At 66.1% G+C, this 13,914-nt stretch carries 11 protein-coding genes; 2 read left to right on the top strand and 9 right to left on the bottom strand.

Annotated features, from left to right (window positions below; genetic code table 11):
• Nucleotides 1-242 precede the first annotated feature (242 nt).
• Nucleotides 243-872 carry a glutathione S-transferase family protein gene (locus JQ566_RS11395; RefSeq protein ID WP_212372328.1) on the bottom strand — a complete coding sequence of 210 codons (630 nt, stop codon included), beginning with the start codon at nucleotides 870-872 and terminating at the stop codon, nucleotides 243-245.
• 151 nt (nucleotides 873-1,023) lie between these two features.
• On the opposite strand from JQ566_RS11395, the gene JQ566_RS11390 reads away from it, so the two are divergent.
• The gene (locus JQ566_RS11390) at nucleotides 1,024-1,437 is read left to right on the top strand and encodes a DUF6636 domain-containing protein (RefSeq protein WP_212372327.1); all 414 of its coding nucleotides are present in this window, start codon (nucleotides 1,024-1,026) and stop codon (nucleotides 1,435-1,437) included.
• Between the two features lie 284 nt (nucleotides 1,438-1,721).
• Here the strand turns inward: JQ566_RS11390 and JQ566_RS11385 are convergent, their stop codons facing one another.
• From JQ566_RS11385 to JQ566_RS11350, 8 genes are all read right to left on the bottom strand, one after another.
• Complete coding sequence (locus tag JQ566_RS11385; protein ID WP_212372326.1) at nucleotides 1,722-2,315, bottom strand: GNAT family N-acetyltransferase; 594 nt, start codon at nucleotides 2,313-2,315, stop codon at nucleotides 1,722-1,724.
• A 112-nt stretch (nucleotides 2,316-2,427) separates the two neighbouring features.
• Nucleotides 2,428-3,933: a glycerol kinase GlpK gene (gene glpK, locus JQ566_RS11380; protein WP_212372325.1), complete on the bottom strand. Its 1,506-nt coding sequence runs from the start codon at nucleotides 3,931-3,933 to the stop codon at nucleotides 2,428-2,430.
• Nucleotides 3,934-4,196: 263 nt separating this feature from the next.
• Nucleotides 4,197-4,970, bottom strand: a complete 774-nt coding sequence (locus tag JQ566_RS11375) for an SDR family NAD(P)-dependent oxidoreductase (protein WP_212372324.1) — start codon at nucleotides 4,968-4,970, stop codon at nucleotides 4,197-4,199.
• Between the two features lie 152 nt (nucleotides 4,971-5,122).
• On the bottom strand, nucleotides 5,123-6,265 hold the full coding sequence (pimD, locus tag JQ566_RS11370; protein ID WP_212372323.1) for a pimeloyl-CoA dehydrogenase small subunit: 1,143 nt from the start codon (nucleotides 6,263-6,265) through the stop codon (nucleotides 5,123-5,125).
• Between the two features lie 185 nt (nucleotides 6,266-6,450).
• Nucleotides 6,451-7,641 carry a pimeloyl-CoA dehydrogenase large subunit gene (gene pimC / locus JQ566_RS11365; RefSeq protein ID WP_212372322.1) on the bottom strand — a complete coding sequence of 397 codons (1,191 nt, stop codon included), beginning with the start codon at nucleotides 7,639-7,641 and terminating at the stop codon, nucleotides 6,451-6,453.
• A gap of 92 nt (nucleotides 7,642-7,733) precedes the next feature.
• Entirely contained in the window at nucleotides 7,734-8,921 is a 1,188-nt protein-coding gene (locus JQ566_RS11360; RefSeq protein WP_212372321.1) for an acetyl-CoA C-acyltransferase, read from the bottom strand.
• Nucleotides 8,918-10,600, bottom strand: a complete 1,683-nt coding sequence (gene pimA, locus JQ566_RS11355; protein ID WP_212372320.1) for a dicarboxylate--CoA ligase PimA — start codon at nucleotides 10,598-10,600, stop codon at nucleotides 8,918-8,920. Before pimA ends, JQ566_RS11360 begins: the two co-directional genes overlap by 4 nt.
• Nucleotides 10,601-10,769: 169 nt before the next feature.
• A complete protein-coding gene (locus JQ566_RS11350) occupies nucleotides 10,770-12,866 on the bottom strand; it encodes a 3-hydroxyacyl-CoA dehydrogenase NAD-binding domain-containing protein (RefSeq protein ID WP_212372319.1) in 2,097 nt (698 codons plus the stop codon).
• Between the two features lie 131 nt (nucleotides 12,867-12,997).
• Between JQ566_RS11350 and JQ566_RS11345 the strand changes: the two genes are divergently transcribed.
• Nucleotides 12,998-13,864, top strand: coding sequence for an IclR family transcriptional regulator (locus JQ566_RS11345; protein WP_212372634.1), 867 nt, complete (start codon nucleotides 12,998-13,000; stop codon nucleotides 13,862-13,864).
• The last annotated feature ends 50 nt before the right edge of the window (nucleotides 13,865-13,914 follow it).

Below are 13,914 nucleotides of genomic sequence, written 5' to 3'. Positions count from 1 at the left end.
TCGCCGACCGCGCCGGTTTCGCAACTCGGGCGGATGCGAGTGCCCTTTCACCTCTTCCTACACGCGCGGTCCCCATCCTCCCCTGGAGGGGGAGGATCGGTTCGCATGCAGCGAAGCGGAATGCGGACCGAGGTGGGGTGACGGTCGCTCCACGTTGAACACTGCCCGCGGTGAGAGATCACCCCACCCCGCTCGCGCTGCGCGCGATCGACCCTCCCCCTCCAGGGGAGGGTAAGAGACCCTCACCCCTTCGGCGGGGACAGTGGCTGCACGATTTCCTGGAACGGGGCCAGCGCCTCGCAACGCTCGCTATGCGCCGCGAGCGCCGGATAGCGCGAAGCATCGAACAGCTGCGGGTGTGCCTCGCGGGTGAAGCGGACGACGCAGGCCACGGCGACGTCGGCGTGGCCGATGCGCATCCCCAGCCAGTACGGCGTCGTCACCTTGGCGCGCTCGGCTTCGAGCACGCCGAGCACGTCCGCGATCTGCGCCTGGCAACGCTCGACCCACAGCACGAGCTGCTCCTTCCGCAGCACGCGCTCGTAGAGCAGGCTGACCGCCTTGTCGCCGAGGCCGGAGGCGAGCGCGCAGATGCGCAAATGCCTGCGCCGCTCGGTGCCGCCGCGCGGCAGCATCGCCTTCTCGGGGCCGACGAGGTCGTCGAGATAATCGAGGATGATCATGCTCTCGATCAGCGCCTCGCCGTCATCGAGCACCAGGGTCGGCACGCGGCGCAACGGATTGTACGGCGCGATCTTGTCCGCATCGCCGAAGGTCGACCACGGTCTGTGCTCGAAAGCGAGCCCGTAGAGCCGGAGCGCGATCGCGACGCGGCGGACGAAGGGGGAATCATATTGGCCGATCAGGAACATGGTTCTCGCTCTTCTCAGTCGTTGAACAAGGCAGGGCCGATCAGTTCATCGCCAATGCGCGGAGGCTGCAACAACTATCTTGGAAGAAGAGCATTGCGCATGGCGCAACAAAGCGGGATCAATGGACAATCAACCAGCCGGGGCTCTCGTCATGCATCTGCGATTATTCACCTCGCTTGCCCTGCTCGCCACCGCGGACTTCGCCCGCGCCCAGGACCGCCCGATCGGCTTCCTGACGCCGTCGAAGAACATCGCCTGCCAGTTCTTCAGCGACAACGGACAGGGCGTGCTCCGCTGCGACATCATGAACATGGACGCGCGCCCGCGCCGGCCCGTCGATTGCGAGCTCGACTGGGGCCATGCCTTCGAGATGAGCGCGAAAGGCAGTGCGGGCCGCATCTGCGCCGGCGACACTGTGATGGATCCCTCGCTGCCGGTGCTCGCCTATGGCGACGTGTGGCAGCGGGCGGGATTCACATGCCGGTCGGAGCAGACGGGGGTGACGTGCTTCAACGCGATGCAGCGGGGGTTCTCGCTGGCGCGGGGGAAGCAGGAGGTGTTTTGAGTTCGTAGCCCGCATGGAGCAGAGCGGAATGCGGGGACACTCTCCCGGATTTCGCTTCGCTCATCCGGGCAGTGCTGCCACAAGCTCAACCGTCATCCTGAGGTGCTCCCCATGCGATGCGCCAGCATCGCAAGGGGAGCCTCGAAGGATGGGCCACAGGCGCCCGCAGCCCATCCTTCGAGGCGCGCAAGAGCGCGCATCTCAGGATGACGGCGGAGTGCGCGGCAGCGGGGAAATCGCCCCCGGATTAGGCTGCGCTCCATCCGCATCTACGCTCTTCCGTACTATTCGATGATCGGCACGTGTTTCGCCGCATCGCGCGGCGCGGTGCCGTCGAGGCGCGGGTCGTCGGCGATCTCGATCTGGCGGCGGAAGGGGCGGAAACCGGAGCGCTGGTAGAACGCGACGGCGGAGGGATGATCGAAGGTGCAGGTGTGGACCCAGACGCGGCGGAGGTCGCGCGACCAGGCGCGCTCCAGCGCGCGGTTCATCAGGAAGCGGGCGGCGCCCTTGCCGATCAAGGGTGCGGTGACGCCGAAATAGACCAGCTCGCACTGGCCGGGCTCGCGGAAGTCCAACTCGAGCAGGCCTTCGTCGCGGCCGTCCACGACCAGAGCATAGACTTCGATTCCCGGCGCGTGGAGGATTGCGGCGAGTTCGGCATCGGTCATGCGTGGCCGTGAGAACCATAGCCAGTCCTCGCCGACGCGGCGGAAGAGATCGCGGTACCAGGCGAGCGCCGGCGCATCGACCTTGCGCAGGGTCCACGGACCCGGCGGATCGTCGCGGCGCGGAGGGCGCGCGAACATCTCCAGATGGGTGACGACGGCGGCGATCTTGCCGGCGGGGACGTCGGAATAGCCGTCGGGGAGGATCATTGTTCTCGCAACCGTGTAGCCCGGATGAAGCGCAGCGTAATCCGGGGTTTGTGCCACCAGCGACAGCGGTCCCGGATTGCGCTGCGCTCCATCCGGGCTACGAAGTTTACCGCTACCCCTCCCCCTCGTCACTCGCCAGCACGCCCTTCACCGCCCTTGCCCACCCCGCGAGCTTCCGCTCCCTTGTCGCCTGGCTCATGTTCGGCTTGAAGCGGTGCTCGAGGCGCCAGTTGTCGGCGAATTTGGTCGGCTCGGGATAGACGCCGGCATTGAGGCCCGCGAGATAGGCGGCGCCCAGCGCTGTGGTCTCCTGGATCACGGGGCGGTCGACCGGAGCATCCAGGAGATCGGCGAGGCGCTGCATGGTCCAATCGGAGGCGGTCATGCCGCCGTCGACGCGGAGCACGACGCTGGCGGTTTCCGAGCTCGGCCAGTCCGCGCGCATTGCGGCCCAGAGGTCGAATGTCTGGTAGCAGACGCTTTCCAGCGCGGCATGGGCGAGCTCGGCGGGGCCGGTGTTGCGGGTGAGGCCGAACAGGGCGCCGCGCACGCGCGGATTCCAGTAGGGCGCGCCCATGCCGACGAAGGCGGGGACGAGATAGACGCTCTGCATCGAATCCGACTGATCGGCGAGAGGTCCGGTCTCGGCGGCGTGCTTGATGATGCCGAGGCCGTCGCGCAGCCATTGCACCGCGCTGCCGGCAACGAAGATCGAGCCTTCCAGCGCGTAGGTGCGCTTGCCCTCGAGCTGATAGGCGACGGTGGTGAGCAGCTTGTTCCTGGAGACGACCGGCGTGGTGCCGGTGTTGAGCAGGGCAAAACAGCCGGTGCCGTAGGTGGACTTCATCATGCCCGGGCGGAAGCAGGCCTGGCCGATGGTGGCGGCCTGCTGGTCGCCGGCGATGCCCGAGATCGCGATGGCACCGCCGAACAGGTCGGGCGTGCTCTCGCCGAAGCGGGCGGACGAATCCTTCACCTCGGGGAGCATCGAGCGCGGCACGCCGATGATCTCCAGGAGCTCGTCGTCCCACTCGCCGGTGTGGATGTTGAACAGCAGCGTGCGCGAGGCATTGGTGGCGTCGGTGGCGTGCACCTTGCCGCCGGTGAGGCGCCACAGCAGGTAGCAATCGACGGTGCCGAACATCAATTCGCCGCGCGCGGCGCGGGCGCGGGCGCCGGGGACGTGGTCGAGGATCCAGGCGACCTTGGTGCCGGAGAAATAGGGATCGATGATCAGGCCGGTCTTCTGCGAGATCACGGGCTCGCGGCCGTCGGCTTTCAGCTTGGCGCAGATGTCGGCGGTGCGGCGGTCCTGCCAGACGATGGCGCGGTGCACGGCCTGGCCGGTGGCGCGGTCCCACACCACCGTGGTCTCGCGCTGGTTGGTGATGCCGATCGCGGCGATGTCCTTTGCGCTGATGCCGGCGTGCTCGATTGCCTCGCGGCAGACCATCACGGTCGAGGTCCAGATGTCCTCCGGCTCGTGCTCGACCCAGCCCGAGGCCGGAAAGTGCTGCGGAAACTCGGCCTGCGCCTTCGCCGCGATGGAAATGTCGCCGCGAAACACGATCGCGCGCGAGGAGGTGGTGCCCTGGTCGATGGCGAGGACGAAAGACATGGCGGCTTACCTTGGCGTTTCCCAGGAGGGAGTCGTTGTGTCGCGCCAAAGGGAGCGGATTGGAGGCGGAAGGTCAATATCCCAGAAGAGCGCCCCAAGCTCGCCGTCGTCCCGGCGAACGCCGGGACCCATAACCCCAGGGAGAAGTTGTGGCGCTGGCGGGTCACCACGAGTCTTCGCCAAACCACTCCCTGTGGCTATGGGTCCCGGATCTGCGCTTGCGCTTGTCCGGGACGACCCGCGGAGAGATCAGCGCCAGCCCGCTACACCGCCGCCGTGGTGACGCCGCCGTCGATGACGATGGTCTGGCCGGTCATGAAGCTCGAGGCGTCGGAGGCGAGGTAGGCGACGGCGCCGGCGATCTCGTCGGGCTCGCCGATGCGGCGCAGCGGCGTGGTGGCGGTGCGGCGCTTGAGGCTGGCTTCGTCTTCCCAGAGGGCGCGGGCGAAGTCGGTCTTGACGAGGCCGGGCGCGATGCAGTTGACGCGGACGCCCTTCGGGCCCCATTCGCCGGCGAGCGAGCGGCACAGCGCGAAGTCGGCGGCCTTCGAGATGCCGTAGGCGCCGATCACGGTGGAGCCGCGCAGGCCCCCGATCGAGGAGATGATGATCACGGAGCCGTTGCCGCGCTCCGCCATCTGCGGGATCGCGAGCGCGGAGAGCCAGATGTTGCTCTTGACGTTGGAGCCCATGATCTTGTCGAAGGCTTCATCGGTGATGTCGAGCAGCGGGCCGTAGTAGGGATTGACCGCGGCGTTGCAGACGAGGATGTCGATCTTGCCATAATGCTTCGTGGCACCCGCGATCAGCGCCTCGACCTCGGCCTTGCGCGCGATGTTGCAGGGGATGACGGTTGCCTCGCCGCCGGACGCAATGATGCCATCGGCGACCTCCTTGCAGGCCTCAAGCTTGCGCGAGGAGACCACGACTTTCGCGCCGAGCTTGGCGAGCAGCTCGGCGGAGGAGCGGCCGATGCCGCGGCTGGAGCCGGTGACCACGGCGACCTTGCCGGTGAGATCGAACGGGGTGTTTTTCATTGTTGTTGCTCCGCTGATGCCGCTTGTTCGGTGTCATCGCCCGACTTGATCGGGCGATCCAGTACTCCGTGGCGGGAATTGTGTAAACGAACTCCCGCCACGGCGTACTGGATGCCCCGGTCAAGCCGGGGCATGACAGTTTTTGCTTGGCCTCAGATCAACCCGCCCGCATCCGCGACGCGGCGCTGGTGGTAGTCGGTGTCGCCGAACGAATTCTCGATCATGGTGAGGCGCTTGAAGTAGTGGCCGATCTTCGCCTCCATGGTCATGCCGATGCCGCCATGGAGCTGGATCGACTGCTGGCCGACGAATTTCAGCGACTTGCCGACCTGCACCTTGGCCGCGGCGATCGCATTCGTGCGCTCCTTGGCGTCCTCGAAATCGTTCGCCATGGTCGCGAACATCGACATCGAGCGCGCCTGCTCGGCCGCGACGAACATGTCGGAGGCGCGGTGCTGCAGCGACTGGAACGAGCCGATCGCGACGCCGAACTGTTTTCGCGTCTTGATGTACTCGACCGTGGTCTTGAGCGACTCGTCCATCAGGCCGACCGCCTCGGCGCAGAGCGCGACGCGGGCCTCGTCCACCACGCGCTCGATCAGCGCGAGGGAATCCTCGGGGTTGCCGAGCACGGCATCGGCGCCGACCTCGACACCGGTGAAGGTGATGTCGGCGGCGTGCAGGCCGTCCTGGGTCGGATAGGACTTCTTCGCGACGCCCTTGGCATTCGCGGGCACCAGGAACACGCCGATGCCGCTTCTGTCGCGGCGGTCGCCCCTGGTGCGGGCGGTGACGATCAGGGTGTCGGCATTCTCGCCGTTGAGCACGACGAACTTCTCGCCGTCGATGATGTAAGCGTCGCCCTTCTTCTTCGCGGTCGTGGTGACGTCGAACAGATCGTAGCGCGAGCTCTTCTCGAGCTGGGCGAAGGCGAGCGTCTTGCTGCCGTCGATGATCCCGGGCACATGCGCGGCCTTCTGCGCGTCGGTGCCGGCATGGCGCAGGAAGCCGCCGCCGATCACGACCGTGGCGAGATAGGGCTCCAACACCAGCGCCTTGCCGAGCGCTTCCATCACGATCATGGTCTCGACGCCGCCGCCGCCGAAGCCGCCGTCGGCCTCCGAGAACGGCAGGCCGAGCAGACCCTGCTCGGCGAGCTTGAGCCAGACCGTTTTGCTCCAGCCGCCCTTCTCCGCCATGTACTTCTTGCGCTGCTCGAAATCGTAGGAATCGGTCAGCAGGCCGTCGATGCTTTCCTTGAGAAGCCGCTGCTCCTCGGACAGATCAAAATCCATGTTCTTTGGTTCCTCGTACCCGGACTTATTTGGCTTCGTCATTCCGGGATGGCCCGAAGGGCCAGGCCCGGAATCCATTTCGCCTCAGCGTATGCGGCCCGATGGATTCCGGGCTCGCGACTTCGTCGCGCCCCGGAATGACGGTGGAAATATTGCCCTCCCCGCCTGCACGGAGAGGGGTGCGATCACAGCCCCAGCACCGCCTTGGCGATGATGTTGCGCTGGATCTCGTTGGAGCCGCCGTAGATCGAGACCTTGCGGTTGTTGAAGTAGCTCGGCGCGATCTGGGCGGTCCAGTCCATGGCTTCGTTGGAGCCGTCGTCGCCGTGCACGTCGTAGGGCGCGGCGAACGGGCCGATCACTTCCATCAGGAGCTCGGTGGTGGTCTGCTGGATCTCGGAGCCCTTGATCTTCAGCACGGACGAAGCCGGATTGGGCTTGCCCTTGCCGTGCTTGCCCTCGTCGGCGACGACGCGCAGCTGCGTCAGCTCGAGCGCCTTCAGCTCGATCTCGCAGGCCGCCAGCTTCTCGCGGAACGCGGCATCCTGGATGATCGGCTTGCCGCCGGACTCGACCTTGGAGGCGAGTTCCTTGATGCGGCGGATGCGCTCCTTGGAGACGCCGACGCGAGCGATGCCGGTGCGCTCATTGCCGAGCAGGAACTTTGCGTAGTCCCAGCCCTTGTTCTCCTCGCCGATCAGGTTCTCGACAGGAACTTCGACGTCGTCGAAGAAGACTTCGTTGACCTCATGGCCGCCGTCGATGGTCTGGATCGGACGCACGGTGACGCCCTTCGACTTCATCGAGAACACGATGAAGGAGATGCCCATCTGCTTCTTGGCGTTGTTGTCGGTGCGGCAGAGGCAGAAGATCATGTCGGCGTGCTGGGCGAGCGTGGTCCAGGTCTTCTGGCCGTTGATGATCCACTTGTCGCCCTTGCGCTCGGCTTTCGTCTTCAGCGAGGCGAGATCGGAGCCGGAGCCGGGCTCGGAGAAACCCTGACACCACCAATCATCGACATTGGCGATGCGCGGCAGGTACTTCTTCTTCTGCTCCTCGTTGCCGAAGGTGTAGATGACGGGGCCGACCATGCTGACGCCGAAAGCGAGCGGCTGCGGCGCCGGATAGGACTGCAGCTCCTCGTTGAAGATGTAGTGCTGCACGCTGGTCCATCCCGTTCCGCCATATTGCGTCGGCCAGTGGCTGACGCCCCAGCCCTTCTTGTTGAGGATGCGCCACCACGTCACCATCTCGTCCTTGGTGAGGTGGCGGCCCTCGACCAGCTTGCGGCGCGTGTCCGGCGGCACGTTGTCGCGGAAGAACTGCCGCACTTCCTCGCGAAACGCCTGCTCTTCTTTCGTGAATGCGAGATCCATCGGATCCTCCTGTGAGCGAATTTTGTTCTTGCCGAATTCCGCCGTCATTCCGGGATGCGCCGTAAGGCGCAGGCCCGGAATGACAGAAACACTTACTGCAACACCTCGAACAGTCCCGCCGCGCCCATGCCGCCGCCGACGCACATGGTGACGACTGCGTATTTGGCCTTGCGGCGGCGGCCTTCGATCAGGGCGTGGCCGGTAAGGCGCGCGCCGGACATGCCGTAGGGATGGCCGACCGCGATCGCGCCGCCGTCGACGTTGATCTTCTCGGGGTCGATGCCGAGCTTGTCGCGGCAATACAGCACCTGCACCGCGAAGGCTTCGTTCAGCTCCCAGAGGCCGATGTCATCGACGCTGAGGCCATGGCGCTTCAAGAGGCGCGGCACCGCGAAGACCGGACCGATGCCCATTTCGTCCGGCTCGCAGCCGGCGGAGACGAAGCCGCGGAAGATGCCGAGCGGCTTGAGGCCGCGCTTGGCGGCTTCCTTGTCGCTCATGATCACGCAGGCGCTGGCGCCGTCGGAGAGCTGGCTGGCGTTGCCGGCGGTGACCGAAAAGCCCTCGCCACGCACGGCCTTGAGGCCGGCGAGGCCTTCGATCGTGGTCTCGGGGCGCGGGCCCTCGTCCTGCGACAGCGTGACCTCCTTCATCGAGACGGCACCGGTCGCCTTGTCGGTGACCGCCATCTGCGTCGTGATCGGCGCGATCTCGTCCTTGAACTTGCCGCCCTGCTGCGCGGCAGCGGTGCGGCGCTGGCTCTCCAGCGAATATTCGTCCTGGCGTTCGCGCGAGATGCCGTAGCGCTTGGCGACGATTTCGGCGGTGTCGATCATGGGCATGTAGACCTCGCCCTTGATCTCGAGCAGCGCCGGATCCTGGGCGTGGAAGCCGTTCATCTTGTCGTTCTGCACCAGCGAGATCGACTCGCCGCCGCCGCCGACCGCGATCTCGACGCCGTCGAAGATCACCGAGCGCGCGGCGAGCGCAATCGCCTGCAGGCCCGAGGCGCATTGCCGGTCGATGGTGGTGCCGGCAACGGTGACGGGGAGACCGGCGCGGAGCAGCGCCTTGCGCGCGATGTTGCCGCCGGTCGCGCCCTGCTGGAGGGCGGCGCCCATCACGACATCCTCGATCTCCTTCGGGTCGACTTTTGCGCGCGCGACAGCCTCGCCGATGGCATGGCCGAGCAGCGTTGCGCCCTCGGTGGCGTTGAGCGCGCCGCGATAGGCCTTGCCGATCGGGGTGCGGGCGGTGGAAACGATGACGGCGTCGGTCAAGAGCGACCTCCTGATGGAGCTAGAGTGGATTGTGACGGTTTCTGCTGCTGGCGCAATTCGTGGCGCGACAATTTTCCGACCGGCGTGCGCGGCAGGTCGGCAACGAACTCGACCGCGGCCGGCAACTCGTGCTTGCCGAGCTTCCCAGTGAGCTGCGCGCGCAGCTCGTCGAGCGAGAACGGCTTTGCGTCGGGCTTGAGCTTGATGAAGGCCTTTGCGGCTTCGCCCCGATACTGGTCGGAAATGCCGAGCACGATCACCTCGTGCACGCCCGGGATGGTGTAGATCGCCTGCTCGATCATCTGCGGATAGACGTTGAAGCCGCCGGAGATGATCATGTCCTTCTTGCGGTCGACCAGGAAGAAGTAGCCGTCGGTGTCGACATAGCCGATGTCGCCGGTGAGAAAGCGGCCGTCGACGAAGGCATCCGCGGATCCCTCCGGCTTGTTCCAGTAGCCCTTGGTGACGTTCGGGCCCTTGATGCGGATCTCGCCGACCTCGCCCGGCGGCAGCACGCGTTTGGGATCGTCGAGCGCGACGACGTCGAGCTCGATGCCGGGCAGCATCAGGCCGATCGAGCCGGACTTCTCCGGGCCCGTGGGCGGATGGCCGGTGCCGGGTGAGCAGGTTTCGGTCATGCCCCAGCCGCTGCGCAGCTTCTTGCCGACCTTGCGCTCGAAGAAGCTCGCGATTTCCACCGGCAGCGGCGCGCCGCCGGAACCGATCGTGGCGAGCGAGGAGAAGTCGCGCTTGTCCAGGTCAGGGAGCGCGGCGATCGCGATCCACATCGTCGGCACGCCCGGAAAATAGGTCGCGCGCTTGATTTCGATGTCGCGCATCACGGCTTCGACGTCGAAGCGCTGATGCAGCGAGATCAGATTGCCGCGGCGGAGCGAGGACAACAGCACGACGGTGAGCGCATAGATGTGGAACAGCGGCAGCACGCAGATGACGCGCTCGATCGTCTCGCCGCGCGCGGCGCGCGACGGCTTGCCCCAGACGTCGTAAATCGACACCGCCGCGGTGAGATTGCCGTGCGTCAGCATCGCGCCCTTGGGCAGGCCGGTGGTGCCGCCGGTATATTGCAGCAGCGCGACGTCGTCGGCGGTCACGTTCGGCCACTGTGCAGGCAGGGTGGCGCCGTCGACGAAGGTCTTGAAGGTGACGATGCGGGGATCGCTCGGGATCTTCGCCTGCGGCGTGCCGACCTTGCCCCAATTGTCGTCCTCGCAGACGACGAGGCGATCGATCAGGCCCTTCTCCAGAAACTTCAGCGCGGTCGGCAGCAGCGCCGCAAGGTTGGAGGTGACGAGCAGGCGCGAGCCTGAGTCGGAGACCTTGTGCGCGAGCGCGATCTCGCCGTCGAGCGGCGACAGATGCGCGACGCGGGCGCCGGCCTTCAGCGCGCCGAAGAAGTTGACGGGGTGGTCCGGCGTGTTGCCGAGGAACAGCGCGACCGAGCTGCCCTTGCCGCAGCCGGCGCGCAGGAATGCCGCCGCCGCGCGCTCGGCCTGAGCTGCGAGCTCGGTGTAACTGATCGGACGGTCCCGGAACTCCAGCGCGGTGCGCGGGCCGTAGTCGGCGGCGGCTTTCGACAAGAGGTCAGGCAGCGTGCCCTGGACGATGGTGTCGTCCCACCGCACGCCCTCGGGGTAAAACTGTTCGCCGGGATGGGTCATGGATTCCTCAAACCACACTAGCCGTCATTCCGGGGCGACGCGAAGCGTCGAGCCCGGAATCCATCAGGCGGCACGCTCAACGGCGAAATGGATTCCGGGCCTGGCCCTTCGGGCCATCTACGTTGCGCAATTGCGCAACGGAGAATGACGCCGAGAGTGCAAACTCCCATCACGCCGCTCTCGACGCGGCCGCCAGCGAGGCGAACGTCTTGCCTTCGGCCGCGAGCTTCTTCAGCAGCGGGGCAGGCTCGAGGCTCGGATCGTTGGTCTCCTTGGCGTAGAAGGCGAGGCGGTCGGCGATGTGCTTGAGGCCGACGCTGTCGGCCCAGAACATCGGGCCGCCGCGATAGATCGGCCAGCCATAGCCGTAGAGCCAGACCACGTCGATGTCGCTAGGACGCGCGGCGATGCCCTCTTCGAGGATCTTCGCGCCCTCGTTGATCATCGGGTACATCATGCGCTCGAGGATCTCCTCGTCGCTGACGACGCGCTTCTTGCGGCCGAGGCGGGCAAGCGTCTCGTCGATCAGCTTCTCGACCTCGGGATCGGGCAGCGGCGCGCGAGAACCCTGCTCGTACTTGTAGTAGCCCTTGCCGGTCTTCTGGCCGAAGCGGCCGGCCTCGCACAGCGCGTCCGCGATCTCGGACTTGATGCCGCGGTCCTTGCGCGAGCGCCAGCCGATGTCGAGGCCGGCGAGGTCGCCCATCGCGAACGGCCCCATCGGCATGCCGAATTTAGTCACCACGGCGTCGACCTGCTGCGGCAGCGCGCCTTCGAACAACAGCTTCTCGGCCTGCTTGCCGCGCTGCGCCAGCATGCGGTTACCGACGAAGCCATCGCAGACCCCGACCACGGCCGGCACCTTCGCGATCTTGCGCGCGATCGTGACGGCGGTGACCAGCGCATCCGGCGCGGTCTTGTCGGCGCGCACGATCTCGCACAGCTTCATGACGTTGGCCGGCGAGAAGAAGTGCATGCCGAGCACGTCCTGCGGACGCTTGGTCGACTTCGCGATCTCGTCGATGTTGAGATACGAGGTGTTGGAGGCGAGCACCGCGCCGGGCTTGGCGAACTGGTCGAGCTTGCCGAACACCTCCTTCTTCACCGCCATGGTCTCGAACACGGCCTCGATGACGAGGTCGGCATCGCCGACATTCTCGATGCCGACGACGCCGTTGATCAGCGCCATGCGCTTGGCGGGCGCATCGGCCGGGATGCCGCCGCGCGCGGCGGTCGCTTCCCAGTTCTTCTGCATGATGCCCATGCCGCGCTTGAGCTGCTCCTCGCCGGTCTCGATCAGCGTGACGGGCACGCCGGCATTGGCAAAGGACATCGCGATGCCGCCGCCCATGGTGCCGGCGCCGAGGATGGCGACGCGGTTGACGGGGCGCGACTTGGTGCCTTCGGGCACGCCCGCGATCTTGGCCGCTTCACGCTCGGCGAAGAAGGCGTAGCGCTGCGCCTTGGACTGGTCGCTGGCGACGAGCTTGAGGAAGCCCTCGCGCTCTTTCTTCAGGCCCTCGTCGAACGGAAAATCGATGGCGTAGCCGACGGCGTCGGCCGCCGCGAACGGCGCCTCCAGGCCGCGCGACTTCTTGGTCATGGCCGCAACCGCATTGGTGAAGATCGAGCGGTCGGCCTTGGCGGCCGCGAGCTTGGAATCGTCGTCGCGCAGGCGCCGCAGCGGGCGCTTCTCGGCGAGCAGCTTGCGCACGAAGGCTTCGCCGCCCGAGGCCGGTCCTTCGATGATCTCCTCGATCAAGCCGTTCTTCAGCGCTTCCGCCGCACCGATCGGGTCGCCGCCGACGATCATCTTGACGGCGAGCTCTGGGCCCACCGCGCGGGGCAGGCGCTGGGTGCCGCCGGCACCGGGCAGAAGTCCGAGCTTCACCTCGGGCAGGCCGAGCTTGGCCTCTTTCACCGCGACGCGGAAATGACAGGCGAGCGCGACCTCGAGGCCGCCGCCGAGCGCGGTGCCGTGGATCGCGGCAACCACCGGCTTCGGCGAATTCTCGATCTCGGACAGCACGTCGTTGAGGGCGGGCGGCTTCGGCGGCTTGCCGAACTCGGTGATGTCGGCACCGGCAATGAAGGTGCGGCCGGCGCAGGTCAGCACGATGCCCTTGATGGCGGAATCGGCGACCGCAGCCTTGATGCACTCGAGGATGCCGCCGCGGACCGCGGCACTCAGCGCGTTGACCGGCGGGCTGTTGACCGTGACGATCCCGACTTCATCATGACGCTCAAGCTTGACCACTTCGCTCACGGTGTCCCTCCTTGGTGGGGATTTACTTTTATTTCGATTTCGCGGTGCGGAATTTAATTCCGCATCTTGACGGCAGGGTTATTTTGAAGCACGGACGTTGTCAACGACTCCGCGCAAGAAGCAGATCAGGGATGAAGCGTACAGGAAAGAAGACTGCGACCGATCGGAATTTCGTCGTCGCGCTTTCCCGCGGACTGGACGTATTGCGCGCATTCCAACCCAATGACGGCCTGCTCGGCAATCAGGAGATTGCGGCCCGCACCAACCTGCCGAAGCCAACGGTATCGAGGCTGACCTATACGCTGACCAAGCTCGGCTATCTGACGCCGGTTCCCCGGTTCGAGAAGTACCAGCTCGCACCTGCAGCGATGTCGCTCGGTTACGCGGCATTGGCCAATCTGGGCGTTCGGCATTTGTCCGAGCCGTTCCGCGAGGAACTGATGCGCGCGACCGGCGGCGCCGTCGCCGTCGGCGGCCGCGACCGTCACAGCATGATCTATTTCGGGCAGAGCCGCGGCAGCGAGACGGTCGGCGTTCAACTTGACGTCGGCTCGCGCGTGCCGATTGCAACCAGCGCGATGGGCCGTGCCTATTTCTGGGCGCTCGACGACGAGGGTCGCGCCGAAGTGTCGCGCATTCTGCGCGAACATTACGGCAGCCGCTGGCCGAAGATGCGCGACGGACTGGAACGTTCCGGCGAGACCGTTGCGAAACACGGCTTTGCGATTTCGGTCGGCGACTGGCACGACGATATTGGCGCGGCCGGAGTCGCGCTCAAGCTCAACGACGGAACCGGACCTTACGCATTCAATTGCGGCGCGCCGGCATTCCGCTTCACGGAAGAGCGTTTGATCAACGACGTTGGACCGCGTCTCCTAGCGATGGTAAGGAACATCGAAGCGGCGCTCGGGGGTCTGATGCCGCATTCCAAAAAAGACATCGGCAAAAAGCTGAAATCAGGAGGAAAAGTTGCGCGTGTGGCCGAGGGGTTCAGATAGCCTTTGTCATCATCGGGAGCGGTTCGCATCGCCCCACCGCTCACTGAACG

It is taken from the genome of Bradyrhizobium sp. SZCCT0231, from assembly GCF_018130245.1.
GTDB classification, from domain to species: domain Bacteria; phylum Pseudomonadota; class Alphaproteobacteria; order Rhizobiales; family Xanthobacteraceae; genus Bradyrhizobium; species Bradyrhizobium japonicum_F.
The sequence above is the reverse complement of the archived record's forward strand: the minus strand, read 5'-3'. Positions and strand labels throughout refer to the sequence as shown.

Excerpts from the sequence above, each read along its gene's own strand:
- JQ566_RS11390 (WP_212372327.1), top strand. The coding sequence starts at position 1,024 with ATGCATCTGCGATTATTCACCTCGCTTGCCCTGCTCGCCACCGCGGAC.
- pimC (WP_212372322.1), bottom strand. The coding sequence starts at position 7,641 with ATGGATCTCGCATTCACGAAAGAAGAGCAGGCGTTTCGCGAGGAAGTG.
- glpK (WP_212372325.1), bottom strand. The coding sequence starts at position 3,933 with ATGTCTTTCGTCCTCGCCATCGACCAGGGCACCACCTCCTCGCGCGCG.
- JQ566_RS11375 (WP_212372324.1), bottom strand. The coding sequence starts at position 4,970 with ATGAAAAACACCCCGTTCGATCTCACCGGCAAGGTCGCCGTGGTCACC.
- pimA (WP_212372320.1), bottom strand. The coding sequence starts at position 10,600 with ATGACCCATCCCGGCGAACAGTTTTACCCCGAGGGCGTGCGGTGGGAC.
- pimD (WP_212372323.1), bottom strand. The coding sequence starts at position 6,265 with ATGGATTTTGATCTGTCCGAGGAGCAGCGGCTTCTCAAGGAAAGCATC.
- JQ566_RS11345 (WP_212372634.1), top strand. The coding sequence starts at position 12,998 with ATGAAGCGTACAGGAAAGAAGACTGCGACCGATCGGAATTTCGTCGTC.
- JQ566_RS11385 (WP_212372326.1), bottom strand. The coding sequence starts at position 2,315 with ATGATCCTCCCCGACGGCTATTCCGACGTCCCCGCCGGCAAGATCGCC.
- JQ566_RS11395 (WP_212372328.1), bottom strand. The coding sequence starts at position 872 with ATGTTCCTGATCGGCCAATATGATTCCCCCTTCGTCCGCCGCGTCGCG.